The following is a 21,969-nucleotide window of genomic DNA, read 5'->3' on the forward strand; positions in this document are numbered from 1 at the left end:
TTAAGTATCAACAAATTTGAATGATTATAGCACTTTAACGATAGCATCACACAGAGGAACCATGTTCTCTAAGGTTAAGCCTGCCACGTTAATACGGCCAGAGCTAACAGCATAGATACCAAATTCGCTACGTAGACGCTCTACCTGCTCTTTTGTTAAGCCACTGAAGGAGAACATCCCATTTTGGTTGATAATGAAGCTGAAGTCCTGTTTAGCGCCTTTTTCTTCCAATGTTTTCACTAACAGTTGGCGCATGCGTTTAATACGCTCACGCATTGCGGTTAATTCTTGGATCCATTCCGCTTTTAACACTTCATCAGAAAGGATAGTTGTCACCACTGCCGCTCCGTGTGCTGGTGGGTTTGAGTAGTTGGCGCGAATAACCGCTTTAGCTTGGCTAAATGCACGCTCTGCGTTATCACTGTCTTTGGCAATGATGGTACAAGCACCAACACGTTCATTGTATAAACCGAAGTTTTTAGAGAACGAGCTTGCAACAATCATTTCAGGGTTATTTTTGGTGAAAATGCGCAGGCCTTCGGCATCTTCATCTAAGCCTTTTGCGAAACCTTGGTAGGCAAAGTCAAAAACTGCTAATAAACCTTTTTCTGCACATAATGCAGCTAGTTTTGTCCATTGCTCAGCCGTTGGGTCAATACCCGTTGGGTTATGGCAGCAGCCGTGTAGAACAATCACATCACCAGCCACAGCAGATGACAGGCTGTTAAGCATACCGTCGAAATCCATACCATGTTTGGCAGCGTCATAGTAGTTGTAAGTTAAAACTTCTAAACCAGCTGCTTCAAAGATATTTTTGTGGTTAGGCCAAGTTGGGTTGCTGATCCAAACACGCTTTGCGTTGGTTTGTTTAGCAATAAAATCTGCAGCGATACGCAGTGCACCAGTACCACCCGGTGCTTGCGCTGTACGTGCACGTTTTGAGGTGACAATTTCATGTTGTGCACCGAATAACAGTTCTTGTGTTACACGGCCAAATTCTGGCATTCCGCTAATCGCAAGATAGTTTTTGGTGTTTTCGTTATCCAGCAGGAATTTTTCTGCTTTTTTAACGGTATCAAGCACAGGGGTTTTCCCTGATTCGTCTTTATAGACGCCAATACCTAAGTTGATTTTATTATCGCGGGGATCAGCACGGAAACTATCAGCAAGACCTAAGATTGGGTCAGCAGGGGCAGAAGTAATTTTTTCAAACATGTTGTCGATTCCAAAGCTCTGTAGTGGTACCCAAGACAATTTACAGTGTATGAAGGCGTAAGTGAGAATGCTTTTGGCTATCCTTGCTTGTAAACAGCCCATACAACTGAAATTGATGGATATAGCTGAAAACGGGTTTAGTCGAACGAGTCGAGTTCTCAGGTTAACGTGATAAAGGCTTTTTGCCAACCGTTTTACCAAAAATTGGCGAGATCTTGTGAGCTAGGTAGGAATTGCATGTAATCTAACCATAAATATCTATAAAGGTGGTGAATCAGTCTGTCTTACCGATAATTTAGGTGTTTTTAGGTGGGCAGCTGAGGGAGGGGGAAAAAATAAAAAAGCAGCGCCGAAGCGCTGCTTACAAAAACATGTTACCGTTTTCTAACTTATCAGTTAACTGATAATTAGAATTGGTAGATCAGACCTAAACCAACTACGTTATCAGTGCTGATACCTGCTGATTTAGTAAAGTCGTTTTTATCTAACAGGTTGATTTTATAATCAACAACTGCAGACATATTTTTGTTGAAGTAGTAGTAAGAACCTACAGAGATATATTTAACCAGATCTTGATTACCAGCATTACCATTACGTAATGATTTACCTTTAGATTGGTTATAACCTAAAGATGGTTTCAGACCGAAGTCGAACAAGTATTGCGCTACTAACTCAACGTTTTCAGTTTTGTTAGCAATTTCATCATCAACACCATAATGTGTAGTGTTTAGAGTTTGACCGTACATTGCCGCTAAGTATACGTTATTAGCGTCGAATTTACCGCCAACGTTCCAAGCTTGTGCACGTTTACCGTCTGCTTCAGAAACTTTTTGTGATGCTGTACGAGCTGAGTTTGAATAACCACCACCCAGTGTTACGCCCCAACCTAAGTCATAAGCTAAAGATAAACCATAGCCATCGCCATTGTTTTCCCAAGCTTCTTTACCGCCAGATTTATTCTGGTCGCCATTTTTACCTTGATATTGCAGAGCGAAGCTCAGGCCATCAACATAACCAAATGCGTTGTTGTTACGGTAAGTTAACAGGTTACGGTTACGGCTAGTCATGAATGTGTCAGACTGAGCCATAGTGTCACCGCCCCATAAAGGCATAACGTCGGTCCATGCGTTCGTGTCATAGATAACACCGTAGTTACGGCCATAATCGATTGAACCGAAATCAGCAAATTTCAGACCAGCGTAAGCTAAACGGTTTTTATTGTCGTTATTGCCTTCAGTTTTGTTAGTCTTAGTTTCCCACTCGAAACGACCAAAACCAGTCAGTTGATCAGTGATTTGAGTATCACCTTTCAGACCTAAACGAACACGTGAATCATCACCATCTTGACTTTTTGCACGATCGGTGGCGGTCGCTTTTTTGTTGTCAGCAAAGTAGTGACGAACGTCAACTTTACCGTAAACGTCTAATTTGTTGCCGTCTTTGTTGTATACTTCAGCTGCGTTTGCTGCACCAGCAGCTAACAGAGCTGGGATAACCATTGCAAGAATATTGCGTTTCATCATTATTATTACCCTCATTGGTGTTATTCGGACACCTGCCACTGCCAAAAATAATTCGCAAAAAATAATTGGAACTATTTGTGAGAGATTAGTGTCGTCTATGTCGGCGACCAGTGTTCCATTGCTAAATAAAATTATCTACCCTCAAAGTGCTACAAAATCAAAGTTTCTGAAACAAATGGTAACAAGGTGTTTCAAAATGTAAAAAATAGACCAATAAATAACCACTCATCGTACCAGTTTAAAAAATATTACAAAAATTAGGGAACTTTTTCAAAAGACAAATTGAGTTTTTTTTGAGCAGTTTAGCGAATGTAAAGCGGTTATCTACCACTCGCAAAAAGAGAATTGTGACATAAAAAAGCAGATTATTCTTAGTGGTAGCAGATTGGTGCCATTTTGGGGTGAATTATAAGGTGATAACGTAAAAATTGTGATCGAATTATCATGCGGCTGCAATTTTATGTAATGGACTGAAATAGTCTGCAGTTAAAAATATATTAGAGTGAAAAAATAACGGGCCAATACAAGATTGGCCCGATACTCGTCATACTTCAAGCCGCATGGGTGTTGACTGTGTTCAGCTTGCCGAATCACATACTTGTGTATGCTCATCGGCTATCTTCACTTGTCGCCTACATGCCACTCGAATTATTTAGAGTGTAAGGAATGCACTTAGAATGCCGCATTACGTGGGGTACGCGGGAATGGAATAACTTCACGCACGTTACCCACACCAGTGACATAAGCCACTAAACGCTCAAAACCAAGGCCGAAACCTGAGTGAGGAACGGTGCCATAACGACGCAGATCACGGTACCACCAGTAATCTTCTTTATTCATACCCATTTCTTCAAGGCGTGCATCTAGCATATCAAGACGTTCTTCACGCTGTGAGCCACCGATGATTTCACCAATACCCGGTGCTAATACGTCCATCGCGGCAACCGTTTTACCATCTTCATTGAGACGCATATAGAAAGCTTTGATGTCTTTCGGGTAGTTTTTCACAACAACAGGTGCTTTAAAATGTTGTTCTGCTAAGTAGCGCTCATGTTCAGACGACATATCGACGCCCCAATAAACTGGGTTTTCGAATTTTTGACCACAAGTTTCAAGGATTTTAATGGCGTCTGTGTAATCAACTTGTGCAAAGTCTGAATTCACAAAGCTTTCTAAGCGGTTGATAACGTCTTTATCAACACGCTGAGTAAAGAACTCTAAGTCGTCGCGGCGTTCTTCAAGAGCAGCTTTGAATGCGAATTTCAGCATTTTTTCTGCCAGACCTGCGACATCATCTAAGTTTGCAAACGCAACTTCAGGTTCAACCATCCAGAACTCAGCCAAGTGGCGGCTGGTATTTGAGTTTTCAGCACGGAAAGTTGGGCCGAAAGTATAGACTTTGCTAATTGCGGTTGCGTAAGCTTCACCATTCAGTTGGCCTGAAACGGTTAAGAAAGCTTCGCGGCCAAAGAAATCTTCGCTGAAATCTACTTCGCCTTTGTCATTACGTGGCAAGTTGTTGTAGTCCAGTGTGGAGACACGGAACATTTCACCTGCGCCTTCGGTATCGGAAGCGGTAATGATTGGCGTAGAAACCCAGAAGTAGCCTTGTTCATCAAAGAAACGGTGGATTGCTTGCGCTAAAGTGTGGCGCACACGTGCAACAGCACCAATTAAGTTAGTGCGCGGGCGCAAGTGCGCTGCTTCACGTAAAAACTCAACACTGTGGCGTTTTGCTGCCATTGGGTAGGTGTCAGGGTCTTCAACCCAACCAACGACTTTTACAGCAGTGGCTTCAAGTTCAAATGATTGGCCTTGGCCTGGGGATTCTTTTACGGTACCCGTAACTTCAACGGAACAGCCAGTTGTGAGGTGCAGGACTTCGTCATTATAATTAGGTAAATTATTATTAATGATAGCCTGTAACGGATTAAAGCAAGAACCGTCATAAACGGCGAGGAAAGAAAAACCAGCATTTGAATCTCTCCTTGTACGTACCCAGCCTTGAACGGTGACTTCTGTGCCTACCGCCACTCGGCCTTGCAGTACGTCGACTACAGGCGCTACTATCATATAATTCACTCTCTTCTATATAATGGTTAATCTTATGCATCTGCAACCCGTCATACTTCGAGCTGTAGGTGTGTTGGCTTCACAAACTGACCCTAGTCACATACTTATGTATGCTCCTAGGGCTCAGTTTGCTAGCCGCCTTCCTACAACTCGAATTATTTAGGGTGTATTCCAACTTTCGTAATAGGAATATTCAACACCGAGTTCAAAGGCATAACAATCTGGTTATTATGCAATTGGCGGATGAAGCAGATTAATAAGGCTTCTTCAATACTAATCCCATTTTTCAGGGGCCAAAGCTCTATGTTACTTGCCATTTATTAGGAAACAAGTAAAAAATCGCGATAAAACATTTCTGTTGAAGCGAAGCGTGGTTATTGAGCTTAAAAGCTATAGTAATAGTAAGTGAATAAAAGAAAAAGAGGGTTTTGAAGCTCTGGGCAAGAAAAGTGCAAATTCTTACCCAGAGCTGGGGAAAAGCGACTTAATTAACTGGCTTTTTCCATTTTAGGCAGGTCAAACGCTTTTCTGAGTTGATTGACGAACTCATCATCTTCACAAATAGTTTTTCCTGGGCTATCAGATAGCTTAGCGACAGGCTTACCATTGCACTCCACTAGCTTAATCACAATATTCAACGGGGTTACATTTGGTATATTGCAGGTTAGACGCGTGCCGATACCAAAAACAAGGTTAACTCGTTGATGAAAATAACGATATAATTCAAGTGCTTTCTGCAAGTCTAAACTGTCTGAGAACACCAGCGTTTTGCTCATAGGGTCAATACCCAATTTTTGATAGTGAGCAATGGCTTTTTCTCCCCATTCGATCGGGTCCCCCGAATCATGACGCAATCCTTGGTAGCGGTTCGCAAAGTTAGCATCAAAATCACGCAAAAAGGCATCCATGGTGATACAGTCAGTTAATGCGACACCCAAGTGATTAGGATATTCATCTAGCCAACTCTGTAATGCCTCGCGTTGGCTATTTGCTAACTCCGGGCTGATTTGCTGGTGGGCTTGGAACCACTCATGGGCTTGTGTGCCAACAGGGGCTAAGTCTAACTCGTGAGCAAGTTTGTAGTTGCTTGTTCCTACAAGATGAGGAAATTCTTGTTTAAGCATCGAAACGATGGCGGATTGCACATCGTAGGAAAAACGGCGGCGTGTCCCGAAGTCCATCAGCTTAAACTTAGACAAATCGAGTTGGTGCTCATCGGCTTGTCGGTAGAATACATTCAATAGCTTTCTAAGTTGTTGAACGGCATCATCAGCAGTGATATCTGGGTGCCGGTCTTTTTGCACAATTTCACTGACTAAAGCAAGGAGAGAGACTTCCCACATGATGACTTCACGCCAAGGCCCGCTTATGCGGATCGCTAATTGGCCTTGGTCTGTGACACTGACAGCAACTTGTTCTGGGTTAAAGCGAAATGACTTTAACCACATAAGATAGTCTTCTTGGAAGAAAGGTAAACAGCGGAGAAAATTCAGTTCATCATCAGAAAGTGATAACTTAGCCATCAACTGAATTTGTTGCCTGATTTCATTGGCGTAAGCACCTAAGATCTCACTGCTACGACAGCGGAATTCAGCGACAACCGGTACCTGATAGTAACGGTGGAAAACGGCCTGCTGCATATGAAGCTTGTAAGCATCGGTATCAAGCAGTGATGTAATAATTGGTGTAGCGTCTAAATTCATGGCACGCAGACATCCTCGCGGAGCTTATCTTTACCACTAATGCTGTTAATTTTTACTCTTGTTTCCCTTGAAACCTGTTTGATTTTCAAAAGTCACAATGAGATAAAAGCGGCAATAGTTGTTAGCTAAATCGTTAAAGTTGCAAAAGTATACCCACTTTAGCAAAAGATAGAAGTGTTATTCCACCTCTTGCTTTCAAGGAGCACGGCAATCTAAATTCGCGCATTGCTTTTCTGTATAACTATTTTCTGTATTACTATGAAATCAAATAAATACGCTTCATTCGTATTGTGTCTCATAAATTGTGTCCCATAGAAACAGACAAAAGCATTAATCACCAAAAGATACTAACACGCCATAGAATATTTAATAGTGCTATAGCACCAACAAGCAAACGAGTTTTTAACAAAATTAAGTACGGTGAGCCATATAAAATTAACATAACCATAAAAATAGATAACATTTTTTGATGAAAATGTTTCTCAAATCCATTCACATTATTGTGGCTTATAGTATTGTATAAGTAATAAAGCAGTACGATATTGAATATAACGAATTAAAAGGTTACTTATGACCCAGTTAAGACAAGCGAAATATCGTCAGGATTATCAAGCACCTGATTACACAATTACAGAGATTGACCTCGATTTTAATCTTGACCCAGTGAAAACGATTGTTACCGCAGTAAGTAAGGTAAAACGCCTTAATCCACAATCATCAACGCTTGAGCTCAATGGCGAAGATTTATCGTTAGTCAGCATCGAAGTCGATGGTAAAGCGTGGCAAAACTATAAAGAATCTGAAGGTAAATTGATTATTGAGTCATTACCTGAATCTTTCACACTACGGATTGTGAATGAAATTAGCCCTGAGAAAAATACCGCCCTAGAAGGGTTATATGTTTCAGGTGAGGCGTTATGCACACAATGTGAAGCGGAAGGTTTCCGCCATATTACCTATTACCAAGACCGACCAGATGTATTAGCGCGCTATACCACCACAATTACAGCTGATAAATCACGTTATCCTTATTTACTTTCAAATGGTAACCGTATTGCAGAAGGCGAACTGAATGATGGGCGTCATTGGGTGAAGTGGGAAGACCCATTCCCAAAACCAAGTTATTTATTTGCCTTAGTTGCAGGTGATTTTGACGTTTTAAAAGACACCTTTGTCACTCGCAGTGGTCGTGAAGTTGCGTTAGAGCTCTTTGTTGATAAAGGTAATTTAGACCGCGCACCTTGGGCAATGCAGTCCCTGAAAAATGCCATGAAATGGGATGAAGAGCGCTTTGGTTTAGAGTATGACCTTGATATCTATATGATTGTTGCCGTTGATTTTTTCAACATGGGAGCAATGGAAAATAAAGGGTTGAATGTCTTTAACTCTAAATATGTTTTAGCTAAAAGCGAGACAGCGACGGATAAAGACTATCTGAATATCGAATCCGTAATTGGCCACGAGTATTTCCATAATTGGACAGGAAACCGCATTACTTGTCGTGATTGGTTCCAATTGAGCCTTAAAGAAGGGCTAACCGTTTTTCGCGACCAAGAATTTAGTTCAGATTTAGGCTCTCGCTCTGTTAACCGTATCAACAATGTCAAAGTAATGCGTTCGGCTCAGTTTGCTGAGGATGCAAGCCCAATGGCGCACCCAATTCGCCCAGACAAAGTTATTGAAATGAACAACTTTTATACTTTGACGGTATATGAAAAAGGATCGGAAGTCATTCGCATGATCCACACTCTGCTGGGTGAGGAGATGTTCCAAGCAGGTATACAACTTTATGTTCATCGCCATGATGGCAGTGCGGCAACCTGTGACGATTTTGTGCAGGCGATGGAAGATGCGTCAAATGTTGATTTATCATTATTTCGTCGTTGGTATAGCCAATCAGGGACACCAGTTTTAACTGTTCGTGATGAATATGCACCAGAAAAACAGCAATATACGCTACATGTTAGCCAAATGACGCCACCTACGGCAGATCAAGCTGAAAAGCAACCATTGCATATCCCATTGGATATTGAGCTCTATGATGAACAAGGTGAAATTATCACGCTAAAACGTGAGGGTAGCGTGGTAAATTCGGTGCTAAACATTACGCAAGAAACTCAAACGTTTGTTTTTGATGAGGTGACAAGCCGCCCAGTTCCATCCTTATTGCGTGAGTTTTCAGCCCCTGTAAAATTAGATTACAACTATACAGATGAGCAACTAGCTTTCTTGATGCAGCATGCAAGTAATGAATTTGCTCGTTGGGATGCGGCTCAGCAACTCATTAATAATTATGTAAAAATTAATGTAGCTCATTATCAAAAAGGTGAAACATTAGTTTTACCTGAGCCAGTGGTAGATGCTTTTCGCGGTGTATTATTAAGTGATTCGATTGATCCTGCATTAGTCGCATTGATCTTAACGTTACCTTCCGAAAATGAGCTGGCAGAATTATTTACGGTTATCGACCCTGTTGCGATCCACGAAGTTGTAAACTTTATTCATCATCATTTAGCGGTAGAAATGCATGATGAACTTCTCTCGGTTTATCGCTCTATTAATATTGATGGCTATCGTGTTGATCACCAAGATATCGCTAAACGCTCATTGCGTAACATTTGCCTGCAATACTTAGCCGCGGGTGATGATAGCGAGCTGGCGAACAAATTAGTGTTGGAACAATACCAATCTGCCGATAACATGACGGATTCATTGGCCGCATTGACCGCAGCTAACGAATCACTGTTACCTTGTAAAGCACAGTTAATGGCAGACTTTGATGAGCGTTGGCACCATGACGGGTTAGTTATGGATAAGTGGTTTACCCTACAAGGGGCGAACCCTGCGAAAGAAGCCCTTGCTAATGTACGTGAATTATTGGGGCACCGCTCATTTAGCATGAGTAACCCTAACCGTGTTCGCTCACTTGTTGGGGCTTTCACAGCGGGGAATCCTGTTAATTTCCATGCGGAAGATAGCAGTGGTTATCAATTCCTGTATGAAATTTTAGTTGATCTAAATACGCGCAACCCACAAGTGGCTTCAAGACTGATTGAACCGTTGATCCGTTTAAAACGTTATGATGAAAAGCGTCAAGCGCAGATGCGCAAAGTGCTTGAGCAATTAAAAGCGCTCGATAACCTTTCTGGCGATCTATTTGAAAAAATTACCAAAGCGTTAGAAAGCTGATTTATATATAGCTAACCAATTATTGGTTTTAATAAGCCGCTAAAATTTAATTTAGCGGCTTATTTGTTTATGGCAAGAATGGAATATTAAATGAGAGATAACGATCATAAAGTGGCTGTTTCCCCCAAAAAACTAGGCAAATGAATTTTTATTGATTTTTTCATGGTAAAAGGGCAGTGAGATAGGGTAATCTATAGCGCGTTTTATCCGACGAAAAAAATCGCATGTATGAATAGCAGCTCGGCAAATCGTATTTGGCGGGGTTTTAGCATGCGACATGATGTCTACTCTATTGAAACGTACTAGTAAAAATAGGTTATTGGATATGCTATATCACCTTGCCCGCAAGGCACTATTCCAGTTCGACCCTGAAAAAGCTCATGAATTGACTTTTCGCCAGCTTCAACGTTTAAATCATTCTCCTTTTCAATGCCTTATTCGCCAATCTGTTGCCACTAAGCCCGTTCAATGCATGGGACTTTCCTTCAAAAACCCACTAGGGCTCGCAGCGGGTTTAGATAAAGATGGTGAGTGTATTGATGCATTCGGTGCCATGGGGTTTGGGTTTATCGAAATTGGTACGGTAACTCCTCGTCCTCAGTCTGGTAATGACAAACCGCGGTTATTTCGACTTGTAGAAGCTGAAGGTTTAATTAACCGGATGGGGTTTAATAATAAAGGTGTCGATAACCTTGTCGAGAATGTTAAAAAATCGAATTACGGTGGGATCATTGGTATCAATATTGGTAAAAATAAAGATACGCCTGTCGAACAAGGTAAAGATGACTATTTAATTTGCATGGATAAGGTCTATGCACATGCCGGTTATATTGCTATTAATATTTCTTCGCCAAATACACCAGGGTTGCGAACATTACAATATGGCGAAGCACTGGATGATTTATTAAGTAGCATAAAAGCAAAACAACTTGAATTACAATTACAGCACCAAAAATATGTGCCAGTTGCTGTCAAAGTTGCGCCTGATTTATCTGAAGAGGAAATTATCCAAGTTTCAGATAGCCTAGTTAGACATAATATCGATGGCGTTATTGCAACGAATACCACGTTAGACCGCTCTTTGGTTCAAGGGATTAATCATTGTAATGAAGCGGGTGGGTTAAGTGGTCGTCCTGTGCAATTAAAAAGTACGCAAGTTATTAAACTTATTTCACGTGAGTTAAATGGAAAACTGCCAATAATTGGAGTCGGTGGAATTGATTCGCTTACCGCGGCACGTGAAAAAATGGAAGCGGGTGCCTCTTTAATTCAAATTTATTCTGGTTTTATTTACCATGGGCCAAAATTAATTAAAGATATTGTTAATCATATCTAGTAATAAATTGTAAATTTACGTATCAAGGGGGTTTATTTATTCCCCCTTTTAAACTATATTGCTAATAGTGGCTATTTTTATATCAAATTGATACCAATTTGCAGCTAGTTTGCTATTTAGATAACGACATTATCCGATTATTTATAAAGTAATTTATTTAGCAGGTAATTTAGCGCATAAAAATACGCTTTAGAGTAAATTTAGAGAAGATCATGATATCGATCCTTTCTATTATATTTACCGGTAAATCGCTAAAGGATCGTTTATGAATATTAAACCTGATGATCATTGGCGTTGGTATTTTGATCATGACCATAATAGGGTGATGTTAGATCTCGCCAACGGCATGATATTTCGTTCATGTTTTCCTGCTAAGATGCTAACGGTTTTTGCTCGTAATGAGATGCCATTTAGTATCGAAGATGCAGGTGAATATTATTTATTCGATGAGCAGGCTAAAAGATTAAATATTACTCATGAAGAAAGAGCTGAATTAGTCTTAAATAGCTTAGTTGCTTTTCGTTTTTTAAAACCACAGATGCCAAAGAGTTGGTATTTTTCTTCATTTCACTATATTCGTGAGCCTAAGCAAGGGCAAATAATTCAAGTGTGTTTAGAAAATACGAACCGTTACTTCACATTTATTATTGCGGAAGCTGGTCCATCTGCGAGTTTATGTTTATTAGCTGAACCAATATTAGAATTACCCGATCGAACTTTACGGTTTTGCGATCCAATTAAGATCATGAACGATCGCATGCTTGAATATTCATCTAAAGTGAAACGTCAACTATACGGTAATGCTATTTAGGTGATCGCCAAAGATCGTGGAAAAAAGAATAACTAAATAAATAGGCTTTTGTTAATTTAATTAATCTCGTTTTGAGTGTTTAACACCATCATAGAATTGAACCCTTGATGGTGTTAAAAAGCAAAACCAACGCTTAATTAAATGCTAATTTAACGGATGTTTTCGGGATACAGCTACAAGCGAGTATATAACCATTTTCTTTAATGGCGCTTTGTTTTAACGGGGTGACTTCCCCCGAAATCAGCTTAATTTTACAGCGGCCACAGATACCAGCACGACATGAATAAGGGATCGTTAGACCATTGGATTCTAATTGCTCAAGGATCACATTTTGGTTATCACCTTCATATTCTGTTTCTTCAAAAATTAAACTGACATTATTGGCTTGAGCTTTTAAACTATTAGCAGCTAGATCACTTTCCCGTTCTTGAACTAAATATTGTTTTGCTGGTTTAGTTTCTAATACCGTCAGGGTATCACCAACACGAATAACCCCCGTATTTTTAATAATCACATTTTGTCCGAAATCGACATCACCAGTTTCATCTGAACGGAAGGTTTGCAGTGTTGCAAGTGGTTCACTGTGAGGATGTTTAATTCCTTTTTCTGGGCTAACGGTCGTTAAAATGCACCGGCTACATGGCCTATCTAATGTAAAGACGACATCACCAATTTGAATGGTTTTCCATGTATCTTCTTCAAAAGGCTTGGCACCTGTAATGATTAAATTGCCACGAAACTGTTCTAATTTAATGCTAGCAGGGCAACGGCGCTGTAGTTCTTGGACTGAAGCTTCGTTGATCAGTAAGAAAGGGTAGCCATCAGCAAAAGACATCGGCACATCTTGGTGTTCTTTGACACGGCGAGAAAGCTGTGGGCTCAGCCAGCGTAGTTGTACGGGCTCATCAAAAAAGGTACTTAACCAACTATTTATCGCTTCAGGCGCAATAAGTGCATGAAAATGATTGCCCCAAACTTCAGTAGGGCTCTGCTTATCGTTAAAGTCCTGATACAATACCGTTGCACTTTCGCCATTTGGTGCTCGCAAGTGAAGACCATTATTGAGCATTACCGGTGTAAAAAGTAACATTTGTGGATATTTTCTCGCCGTAATAAATTTACCTTCCAGCGTGGTTACCATAAAATTACGATCAAAAGTCAAACCGCTAATATCAGCGAAGGCGTGGGATAAACGAACTCCTCGCATAGATTTAACTGGGTGTGTGTAAAGGCGCGAAAGCGTTATCATTTTTTAATCCTTATAATTGTGCGTAGCAACTTTATGACAACTGCATAAGATTAGCTATAATGCGCAACAATTTTTCATCCAAATTGGTAATAAATACTATGAATTCTCTGTTTGCCAGCACAGCTCGCGGCCTTGAAGAACTACTGAAAACGGAATTAGAATCGCTTGGCGCTAGCCAATGCAAAGTGGCCCAAGGGGGTGTCTATTTTCAAGCCGACGAACGTGTCATGTACCAAAGCCTACTGTGGAGTCGGCTGGCATCGCGTATTTTATTGCCACTGAATGATTTTGATGTCTACAGTGACTTAGATTTGTACCTCGGTGTACAAGCTATCGACTGGAGTGAAATTTTTTCAGTCAATGATACTTTTGTTGTTCATTTTACTGGGACTAACGAAGAAATTCGCAATAGCCAATACGGTGCATTGAAAGTGAAAGATGCTATCGTTGACAGCTTCGTACGCAAGCTTGACCAGCGCCCTGATGTGGCTCGTCAACAAGCAGATATTCGTATCAACGTCTACCTGAATAAAGAAAGAGCCAGTGTGGCACTCGATTTAAGTGGTGATTCATTACATATTCGTGGCTACCGTGATTTGGCAGGCCAAGCGCCCTTAAAAGAGACACTGGCGGCGGCAATTATTAACCGCTCAGGTTGGCAGCAAGGAACCCCATTGGTCGACCCGATGTGCGGTTCAGGAACATTATTAATTGAAGCTGCAATGATGGCAACGGATAAAGCCCCCGGCTTACACCGTACGCATTGGGGTTTCTATGCGTGGTCTAAATTTAACGCGGAACTTTGGCGTGAATTAACTACGGAAGCACAAGTGCGTTTTCGCCAAGGTTTGAAAGAGACGACATCCCGCTTTTATGGTTTTGATATCGACAAGCGTGTACTTGAAATGGCTCGTGCTAACGCGCGTCGCGCAGGGTTACAAGATTTAATTACCTTTAAGCAAGGTGATGCAGCAGCATTAGAAAACCCAGTTAATACTGATACGCTAGGCACCATTATCAGTAACCCACCTTATGGTGAGCGTTTAGAAAGTGAGCCTGCTTTAATTGCGCTACATAGCCAGTTAGGGCGTATCGTGAAGGCCCGATTCCCCGGGTGGCGTTTATCAATTTTTAGTGCTTCTCCTGAGCTACTCAGCTGCTTGCAACTGCGTTCAGAGCGTGAGTTTAAAGCCAAAAACGGCCCTTTAGATTGCGTTCAAAAGAATTATCAATTAGCGGCTACACCGTCAGAAACCATTGCGGAAATTTCACCTGATTTTGCAAATCGTTTACGTAAAAATATCAAGAAATTAAGTAAATGGGCGAAGCAGCAAGGGATCGATTGCTACCGTGTTTATGATGCCGACCTACCTGAATACAATGTTGCGGTTGATATTTATGGCGATAAAGTCGTGATCCAAGAATACGCGCCACCGAAAACCGTTGATGAACGCAAAGCTCGTCAACGCCTATTTGATGTGATCACTGCAACAATGAATGTGTTAGAACTGACATCGAATCAGCTAGTGTTAAAAACGCGCCAGCGCCAAAAGGGCAAGCAGCAGTATGAGAAATTAGCACAAAAAGACGATTTCTTTTTAGTACAAGAATACAATGCGAAAATGTTGGTGAATTTGACGGACTATCTGGATACGGGGTTATTTCTTGACCACCGTATTGCCCGTAAAATGTTAGGCCAGATGAGTAAAGATGCGGACTTTTTAAATTTGTTCTGTTACACCGGTACTGCTACTGTGCATGCAGGGCTTGGTGGCGCGAAAAGCACCACTTCCGTTGATATGTCGCGTACATATCTTGAGTGGGCTGAAAAAAACCTACAAGCGAACGGGCTAACAGGTCGTCAACACCGTTTAATTCAAGCGGATTGCTTGAGTTGGCTGGCGAATAGCCAGGAACAATTTGATTTGATCTTTATTGATCCCCCAACATTTTCAAATTCAAAACGTATGGATGGTACATTTGATGTACAACGGGATCATATCCAGTTGATTACCCATCTAAAACGGTTATTACGCCGTGGTGGAACCGTGATGTTCTCTAATAACAAACGTGGTTTCAAAATGGATCTTGAAGCAATTAAAGAATTAGGATTACAAGCACAAGAAATCACAGCGAAAACACTGTCAGAAGATTTTGCTCGTAACCGTCAAATACATAACTGCTGGCTAATTAGCCACGCAGAGTAAGGATAGAATCAATGGCTTTAATTAATTTGTCGGGTGCATACCTTTCGTTTAGTGATGCACCTTTACTCGATAATACTGAAATTCATATCGAAGATAACGAACGTGTATGTTTGGTTGGCCGCAATGGTGCGGGTAAATCAACGTTAATGCGTGTGTTAACGAAAGAGCAGCCGCTGGATGACGGTCAATTAATTTACGAACAAGACTTGATTGTTGCTCGCTTACAGCAAGATCCACCGCGTAATATTGAAGGTACTATTTTTGATTTTGTGGCTGAAGGCGTTGCAGAACAAGCTCAGTACCTTAAAGATTATCACCATGTTGCGAAAGAGGTCGAAACCGACCCGAGCGAAAAAAATCTCAATAAATTAGCTGAATTACAAGAGGTGTTGGATAACCGTAATTTATGGTTATTGGACTCTCGTATCAGTGATGTACTGAAAAAACTTGGTTTACCTGCGGATGCAGAACTATCTTCATTATCAGGTGGTTGGCTACGTAAAGCGGCTTTAGGTCGTGCGTTAGTGAGTAACCCGCGAGTACTCTTTTTAGATGAGCCAACCAACCACTTAGATATTGAAACGATCCTTTGGCTGGAAAATTTCCTAAAAGACTTCCAAGGTAGCATCGTATTTATTTCCCATGACCGTTCATTTATCCGCAATATGGCAACGCGTATTATTGATTTAGACCGTGGGCAATTAGCGTCTTGGCCGGGTAATTATGATGACTACTTGGTGAATAAAGAAGAAGCTTTGCGTGTTGAAGAGATGCAAAATGCAGAATTCGACCGTAAATTAGCCCAAGAAGAGACGTGGATCCGCCAAGGTATTAAAGCGCGACGGACTCGTAACGAAGGGCGTGTTCGTGCGTTGAAAGCGCTACGCGTAGAGCGTTCAGAGCGTCGTGAAGTGATGGGCACAGCGAAAATGCAAGTGGGTGAAGCTGCCCGTTCTGGAAAAATTGTGTTTGAAATGGAAAATGTGAATTACCAGGTTGATAATAAAGTACTGGTAAAAGATTTTTCAGCTCAAGTATTACGTGGTGATAAAATCGCTTTAGTTGGGCCAAACGGTTGTGGTAAAACAACATTGTTGCGTTTAATGCTGGGGGATTTACAAGCAGATAGCGGACGAGTGCATTGTGGTACTAAGTTGGAAGTCGCTTATTTCGACCAGCACCGTGCGGCATTGGACCCAGATAAAACCGTGATGGATAACTTAGCGGAAGGCAAACAAGAAGTCATGGTGAATGGTAAGCCACGTCATGTTCTTGGTTATTTGCAAGATTTTATGTTTCCACCAAAACGTGCGATGACCCCTGTTAGGGCGCTTTCTGGTGGTGAACGTAACCGCTTGTTACTTGCACGTTTATTCCTAAAACCAAGTAACTTATTGATCCTCGATGAACCGACTAACGACCTTGATGTCGAAACTTTAGAGTTACTCGAAGAGTTAGTTGATGGTTACCAAGGAACGGTTTTATTGGTTAGCCATGACCGAGAGTTTGTCGATAACAGCGTGACAGAGTGCTGGATCTTCGAAGGTAATGGGGTCATTAACCGTTTTGCTGGCGGGTATTACGATGCTCAACAGCAAAGAGCACAAACCGTGAGTTTGAAAGCAGAACAAACAGGTAAAGTAGCTGGCCAAGATAAACCGACGAAACCGAAAGAAGCGGTAAAACGGTCAAATAAGCTCAGTTATAATTTATTACGTGAATTGGAACAATTGCCAGCAAAATTGGAGCAACTTGAACGTGATATTGAAACACTGCAAGCTCAAGTTGGTGATGCTGATTTTTTCAACCAACCACATGATGTGACAGAAAAAACGCTGAGTCAGCTATCTTCAAAAGAAGCTGAATTGGAGCAAGCGTTTGATCGTTGGCAAGAGCTTGAATTGCTGAAAAACGGCTAATAACGCTTTAATTAAAGGAGCAAATACACTTTGTGCAACCATGAGTCTCATGAACATGTGCTTTGTCCTCAGTGTGACATGTTGGTTGCGGTTCCTGAATTGGAGCAAGGAAGCAAGGCAACATGTCCACGCTGCGAAACCACATTGGTCTCAAAGTGGCGATATCCGTATAAGCAGCCAGCAGCATATGCATTCAGCGCATTAATTATGCTATTTGTTGCCTGCTTATTCCCCTTTGTTAAGATGGGCGCCGCAGGGATTGAAAATGAAATCTCGCTATTCCAAATTATTGAAATTATAGCCGCCACGCGCTATAGCGGTTTGGCACTCTTTTTTCTATTCTTTTCATTGATTATCCCTGCATTTTGCATGGTCACAATTATCCTTTTAGGGTTGCAAGTTCATATTCCTAAAGGCATTAAAGTGGTGATCACCCGTATTTTGTTCCAAATGAAAGCGTGGTGTATGGCTGAGATTTTTCTAGCGGGGGTCTTAGTCAGTTTTGTTAAATTAATCGCTTATGGCGATATTGGCATTGGGTTAAGCTTTTTACCTTATTGTGTATTTTGTATGCTGCAAGTGAGAGCTTTTCAATGCTTAGACCGCCATTGGCTATGGAACCGAATTGAAGCAGCACCGAAATTAGATAGGCCGTTAATCGTCGGCCAGACGGGTATTAAGCAAGATGTACGTTTATGTCTTGTGTGTACGGCAATTTTACCTGCTGAACAATCAAAATGCCCACGCTGCCACTCTCATGGTAGTGTACGGAAAAATCAAAGTTTACAATGGACTTTGGCACTTTTAGTGACATCAATTATGTTGTATATCCCTGCAAATGTGTTGCCAATGATGACCACAAATACGTTGGGAACAGCATTAAATTCGACCATTATTGATGGCGTCATCTTGCTGTGGGAAGACGGATCATATCCTGTTGCCATGGTGATTTTTATTGCCAGTATCATGGTGCCTACATTGAAAATGATTGGAATTGCATGGCTTTGCCTAGATTCCAAAGGGTACGGTAATCGCGACCCACATCGTATGCATTTTATTTATGAGTTAGTGGAATATGTTGGCCGTTGGTCAATGATAGATGTGTTTGTTATCACTATTTTAGCCTCTTTGGTTCAAATGGGGCAGTTGATGAATATTGTCCCTGCGATGGGGATTATTTTCTTTGGTGTGGTTGTTATTCTCACAATGTTTGCAGCGATGACTTTTGACCCTAGATTAACTTGGGATCGCTGTGAAAGAAAAAATGCAGTAAATACTGTTGAACAAGAAGGAGTCATCGGGTGACTGATAAAGAAACACCACAGGCCAATGCCAAAATTAGCAAGCTAAAAAGTTGGTCGCCTGTATGGGTGATCCCAATAGTGACAGTCTTGCTTGGTGCTTGGGTCTTATTTTACCACTTTAGCAACCAAGGCCCTGAAGTGACATTAATCACTTACAATGCCGAAGGAATAGAAGCGGGTAAAACCAAAATTAAAAGCCGCAGCGTTGATATTGGCGTTGTCGAAAGTGTGACACTTGATGATAACTTTAGTCGAGTGATCATTAAAGCGCGCTTGAATAACGAAATGAAAGAGTTGTTGCGTACCGATTCCGCGTTTTGGATTGTAAAACCGACAATCGGGCGTGATGGCGTCACCGGGCTGGGCACATTACTTTCAGGTGCTTATATTGAGCTTCAGCCGGGGTTAGCGGCAAAAGAGCATTTCGAGTTCACTCTATTGGATACTCCGCCTCTTGCATCACCAGATGCCAAGGGAATTCGTGTTGTATTGGTGAGCGATAAGGCAGGGCAGCTAAACCCGGGTGACCCAGTGTTATTCCGTGGTTATCGAGTCGGTTCTGTTGAAACCAGCGACTTTGATATGGATAAACGCGATATGCGCTATCAATTATTTATCAATGCACCTTATGACAAATTGATTAGTTCAAATGTACGTTTTTGGAAAGACAGCGGTATTGCTTTTGATATGTCATCCCAAGGTGTTCATGTTGAAATGGGCTCAATTGCTACACTGCTTACCGGTGGTGTAAGTTTTGATGTTCCAACGGGGTGGGTTCCTGGTGCAAATGTGAAGGAAAATACTGAATTCCAACTGTTTGACAACCAAAGCAGTATTCAAAATTCCTTGTATACACAGTATCAAGACTTTGTCTTATTTTTCTCAGACTCAGTGCGAGGCTTGCAACCAGGTGCACCGGTAGAGTTCCGTGGTATTCGTTTAGGTACCGTTGCACAAGTGCCTTTTTATACGGAAGGTTTAGACCAATCTCTGGATAATGACTTTAGAATTCCTGTTTTGATCCACATTGAGCCGGAACGTTTCTCTAAGGATGTCGGTAAGAACTTTAATTTGAAAAATGAATTAAATTTAGCCTTGAAAGATGGCTTGAGGGCATCATTAAAGTCAGGGAATTTACTCACTGGCGCATTATTTGTTGATCTAGATTTTGTGCAAAATGCAGAGCCTTATAAAGGCCCAACTGTGGTTGCTGGCTATAAAATCATCCCAACAACCAGTGCAGGCTTAGCGCAAATTCAACAAAAAGTCATTGCGGTGTTGGATAAAATCAACAATATGCCAATTGAACCGATGCTTAACCAAACAACACAAACATTGGCAGAAGGGCAGAAAGTTGTTAAAGAAGCTAATGCGATGTTGGCACAACTCAACAAAGTTATGGCGAGTAAAGAGTTCCAAAATTTACCTCATGACTTGCAAAAAACACTGCAAGAAATGAACCGTGCAATGCAAGGTTTCCAACCTGGTTCACCAGCCTATAATAAAATGGTGGATAACATGCAGCGTTTAGACCAAGTATTGAGAGAAGTTCAGCCACTTTTACGTACTTTGAATAATAAGAGTAATGCGTTAGTTTTCGAAGCTGAACCAACGAAGGATGTTGAGCCTAAAGGAGTGAAAAAATAATGAGATATTTACTATCGATATTTGTTTTATTATTGGCAGCTTGTAGTAGTACTCCAGAGAAAAAGTACTACCAATTGCCAATGAAAACTCCTCAGACACAATCTGCAGAGGTGATGAATAAAGGCCAAGTATGGTTGCAACGCATTATGTTATCAGATGTGCTGACATCAAATGGGATTACCTACCAGACGACAGATGTCAGTTATACCAATGCAAGTACACATCTATGGGCTAGCCCATTAGAGCAACAGCTTGGTCAGTCGATGGTGAGTGAATTATCTGCAGCGTTACCTGAAAAACTGGTGTCTTTGCAGCCATTACAGAACTCACCGGATACACTTGATATTACTTTAACAGCCTTTAATGGGCGATATGACGGCAAAGTATTAATCCAAGGTTTTTGGACTTACTCTCATGATAAAAATGTGATCCGCCGTAATTTTGATGTGCAGCTAGACCAAAATGAAGATGGCTACCCTGAGCTGGTTCGTACGTTATCGATGGGTTGGCAACAAGTGGCTGAGAGTATTGCGAAAGAGATAGATAAATACTAATCTTTGGTTATTACTTAAGTAATTTATATTAAATGCACCTTGAATATATGTGGTTTATATATTCAAGGTGCATTTTTAATTTAATTAAATATAGATATTCTTTTAATTTATATATTAGTGAATAATAATTGCTTTTGTTCTCTAATATTATGATAAATAAAAGAATGTTTTTATTTTAAATTAAAATCAATAGGTTATGTTAATTGTCATATACAAGTCACATTTATGCCATTTATGACAAATATATGAAAATCTTTACTTGATTTTTTTATCAACGGGCGCTATTTCTATAGGGTACCTATTAAAAATAGTAGGTGCTGTTTTCTTTTCCATTTAAATGATGAGGGAAGTAAGGCATGAAAAGACAGAAGCGAGACCGTTTAGAAAGAGCTTTATCAAGAGGTTATCAAGCAGGTTTAGCAGGGCGCTCTAAAGAGTTGTGCCCGTATCAAGCAGTAGATGCTCGGTCGCATTGGCTAGGTGGTTGGCGAAAGGCGATGGAGGATCGAACCATAGCGGTGGTGTAACCCCCCACATTCTTTGATCGTTTAGCTTAAATAACCTGTACTCGTTTTCTTGAGTATTTTTCGGGTTTTTAAGTTTAAGATATCAATTCATTTAAGAACCTCCGCGATTGCGGAGGTTTGCATTTCAAATGTTTAGAATGCGCTCGTATCTTTAAAAAGACCCACTTTTAAGTCCGTTGCAGTATAAATTAATTTACCGTCAACTAATACTTCACCGTCAGCTAACCCCATGATCAGCTTACGGTTGATCACGCGCTTAAAGCTGATGCGGTAAGTGACTTTTTTCGCAGTAGGCAGAACTTGGCCAGTAAATTTAACTTCGCCAACACCTAAAGCACGTCCTTTACCTTCACCACCGAGCCAGCCAAGGTAGAAGCCAACTAGCTGCCACATTGCATCGAGGCCCAAACAGCCTGGCATGACAGGGTCGTTTGTAAAGTGGCAGCCAAAAAACCAAAGGTCTGGATTAATATCCAGTTCAGCTTCCACATAACCTTTGTTAAATGTACCGCCATCTTCAGTCATACTGACGATACGATCCATCATCAACATGTTTCCTGATGGGAGTGGAGGACCATTTTCTCCAAATAACTCGCCTTTACCAGAAGCAATTAAATCATCTTTTGTGTAGGATCCGCGTTTCTCAACCATGTTCTTAAGATAGCCTTTATTATGTGTAGGGCTACAGGATAGCTTACACTTGTACGCTGAA

General features: G+C 41.0%; 15 protein-coding genes. 9 read left to right on the forward strand and 6 right to left on the reverse strand.

The window, feature by feature from the left end:
• Positions 1-24: 24 nt before the first annotated feature.
• From PR800_RS00920 to pncB, 4 genes are all read right to left on the reverse strand, one after another.
• A complete protein-coding gene (locus PR800_RS00920) occupies positions 25-1,215 on the reverse strand; it encodes an amino acid aminotransferase (RefSeq protein ID WP_102138495.1) in 1,191 nt (396 codons plus the stop codon).
• Positions 1,216-1,622: 407 nt separating this feature from the next.
• The gene (locus PR800_RS00925) at positions 1,623-2,738 is read right to left on the reverse strand and encodes a porin (protein WP_272529969.1); all 1,116 of its coding nucleotides are present in this window, start codon (positions 2,736-2,738) and stop codon (positions 1,623-1,625) included.
• Between the two features lie 672 nt (positions 2,739-3,410).
• Entirely contained in the window at positions 3,411-4,811 is a 1,401-nt protein-coding gene (gene asnS, locus PR800_RS00930; RefSeq protein ID WP_102138497.1) for an asparagine--tRNA ligase, read from the reverse strand.
• A gap of 488 nt (positions 4,812-5,299) precedes the next feature.
• Positions 5,300-6,514: a nicotinate phosphoribosyltransferase gene (gene pncB / locus PR800_RS00935; RefSeq protein WP_272529971.1), complete on the reverse strand. Its 1,215-nt coding sequence runs from the start codon at positions 6,512-6,514 to the stop codon at positions 5,300-5,302.
• Positions 6,515-7,084: 570 nt separating this feature from the next.
• On the opposite strand from pncB, the gene pepN reads away from it, so the two are divergent.
• The 3 genes from pepN to PR800_RS00950 all read left to right on the forward strand — a co-directional run bounded on the left by pepN (position 7,085) and on the right by PR800_RS00950 (position 11,850).
• Complete coding sequence (gene pepN, locus PR800_RS00940) at positions 7,085-9,703, forward strand: aminopeptidase N (protein WP_239978481.1); 2,619 nt, start codon at positions 7,085-7,087, stop codon at positions 9,701-9,703.
• 325 nt (positions 9,704-10,028) lie between these two features.
• Positions 10,029-11,039 carry a quinone-dependent dihydroorotate dehydrogenase gene (pyrD, locus tag PR800_RS00945; protein ID WP_102138501.1) on the forward strand — a complete coding sequence of 337 codons (1,011 nt, stop codon included), beginning with the start codon at positions 10,029-10,031 and terminating at the stop codon, positions 11,037-11,039.
• A gap of 265 nt (positions 11,040-11,304) precedes the next feature.
• The gene (locus PR800_RS00950) at positions 11,305-11,850 is read left to right on the forward strand and encodes a cell division protein ZapC (protein ID WP_102138502.1); all 546 of its coding nucleotides are present in this window, start codon (positions 11,305-11,307) and stop codon (positions 11,848-11,850) included.
• A 133-nt stretch (positions 11,851-11,983) separates the two neighbouring features.
• Here PR800_RS00950 and PR800_RS00955 read toward each other — a convergent pair whose 3' ends face one another.
• Positions 11,984-13,099: a YcbX family protein gene (locus tag PR800_RS00955; RefSeq protein WP_272529973.1), complete on the reverse strand. Its 1,116-nt coding sequence runs from the start codon at positions 13,097-13,099 to the stop codon at positions 11,984-11,986.
• A gap of 98 nt (positions 13,100-13,197) precedes the next feature.
• Here PR800_RS00955 and rlmKL point away from each other — a divergent pair, with 98 nt between their 5' ends.
• The 6 genes from rlmKL to rmf all read left to right on the forward strand — a co-directional run bounded on the left by rlmKL (position 13,198) and on the right by rmf (position 21,257).
• Positions 13,198-15,306: a bifunctional 23S rRNA (guanine(2069)-N(7))-methyltransferase RlmK/23S rRNA (guanine(2445)-N(2))-methyltransferase RlmL gene (gene rlmKL / locus PR800_RS00960; RefSeq protein ID WP_166185314.1), complete on the forward strand. Its 2,109-nt coding sequence runs from the start codon at positions 13,198-13,200 to the stop codon at positions 15,304-15,306.
• An 11-nt stretch (positions 15,307-15,317) separates the two neighbouring features.
• A complete protein-coding gene (locus PR800_RS00965) occupies positions 15,318-17,225 on the forward strand; it encodes an ABC transporter ATP-binding protein (protein WP_102138505.1) in 1,908 nt (635 codons plus the stop codon).
• A 30-nt stretch (positions 17,226-17,255) separates the two neighbouring features.
• On the forward strand, positions 17,256-18,530 hold the full coding sequence (gene pqiA, locus PR800_RS00970) for a membrane integrity-associated transporter subunit PqiA (RefSeq protein ID WP_102138506.1): 1,275 nt from the start codon (positions 17,256-17,258) through the stop codon (positions 18,528-18,530).
• Positions 18,527-20,176: an intermembrane transport protein PqiB gene (gene pqiB, locus PR800_RS00975; RefSeq protein WP_102138507.1), complete on the forward strand. Its 1,650-nt coding sequence runs from the start codon at positions 18,527-18,529 to the stop codon at positions 20,174-20,176. The genes pqiA and pqiB overlap by 4 nt, the downstream gene beginning before the upstream one ends.
• Positions 20,176-20,730: a membrane integrity-associated transporter subunit PqiC gene (gene pqiC / locus PR800_RS00980; protein ID WP_166185312.1), complete on the forward strand. Its 555-nt coding sequence runs from the start codon at positions 20,176-20,178 to the stop codon at positions 20,728-20,730. Before pqiB ends, pqiC begins: the two co-directional genes overlap by 1 nt.
• A gap of 356 nt (positions 20,731-21,086) precedes the next feature.
• On the forward strand, positions 21,087-21,257 hold the full coding sequence (gene rmf / locus PR800_RS00985; RefSeq protein WP_004256131.1) for a ribosome modulation factor: 171 nt from the start codon (positions 21,087-21,089) through the stop codon (positions 21,255-21,257).
• A 132-nt stretch (positions 21,258-21,389) separates the two neighbouring features.
• Here the strand turns inward: rmf and fabA are convergent, their stop codons facing one another.
• Positions 21,390-21,908 carry a bifunctional 3-hydroxydecanoyl-ACP dehydratase/trans-2-decenoyl-ACP isomerase gene (fabA, locus tag PR800_RS00990; RefSeq protein ID WP_004909641.1) on the reverse strand — a complete coding sequence of 173 codons (519 nt, stop codon included), beginning with the start codon at positions 21,906-21,908 and terminating at the stop codon, positions 21,390-21,392.
• Between the last annotated feature and the right edge of the window lie 61 nt (positions 21,909-21,969).

The sequence above is a fragment of the Providencia sp. PROV205 genome, from assembly GCF_028479505.1.
Lineage (GTDB): Bacteria > Pseudomonadota > Gammaproteobacteria > Enterobacterales > Enterobacteriaceae > Providencia > Providencia huaxiensis.

Excerpts from the sequence above, each read along its gene's own strand:
- PR800_RS00920 (WP_102138495.1), bottom strand. The coding sequence starts at position 1,215 with ATGTTTGAAAAAATTACTTCTGCCCCTGCTGACCCAATCTTAGGTCTT.
- PR800_RS00925 (WP_272529969.1), bottom strand. The coding sequence starts at position 2,738 with ATGATGAAACGCAATATTCTTGCAATGGTTATCCCAGCTCTGTTAGCT.
- asnS (WP_102138497.1), bottom strand. The coding sequence starts at position 4,811 with ATGATAGTAGCGCCTGTAGTCGACGTACTGCAAGGCCGAGTGGCGGTA.
- pncB (WP_272529971.1), bottom strand. The coding sequence starts at position 6,514 with ATGAATTTAGACGCTACACCAATTATTACATCACTGCTTGATACCGAT.
- pepN (WP_239978481.1), top strand. The coding sequence starts at position 7,085 with ATGACCCAGTTAAGACAAGCGAAATATCGTCAGGATTATCAAGCACCT.
- pyrD (WP_102138501.1), top strand. The coding sequence starts at position 10,029 with ATGCTATATCACCTTGCCCGCAAGGCACTATTCCAGTTCGACCCTGAA.
- PR800_RS00950 (WP_102138502.1), top strand. The coding sequence starts at position 11,305 with ATGAATATTAAACCTGATGATCATTGGCGTTGGTATTTTGATCATGAC.
- PR800_RS00955 (WP_272529973.1), bottom strand. The coding sequence starts at position 13,099 with ATGATAACGCTTTCGCGCCTTTACACACACCCAGTTAAATCTATGCGA.
- rlmKL (WP_166185314.1), top strand. The coding sequence starts at position 13,198 with ATGAATTCTCTGTTTGCCAGCACAGCTCGCGGCCTTGAAGAACTACTG.
- PR800_RS00965 (WP_102138505.1), top strand. The coding sequence starts at position 15,318 with ATGGCTTTAATTAATTTGTCGGGTGCATACCTTTCGTTTAGTGATGCA.
- pqiC (WP_166185312.1), top strand. The coding sequence starts at position 20,176 with ATGAGATATTTACTATCGATATTTGTTTTATTATTGGCAGCTTGTAGT.
- rmf (WP_004256131.1), top strand. The coding sequence starts at position 21,087 with ATGAAAAGACAGAAGCGAGACCGTTTAGAAAGAGCTTTATCAAGAGGT.
- fabA (WP_004909641.1), bottom strand. The coding sequence starts at position 21,908 with ATGGTTGAGAAACGCGGATCCTACACAAAAGATGATTTAATTGCTTCT.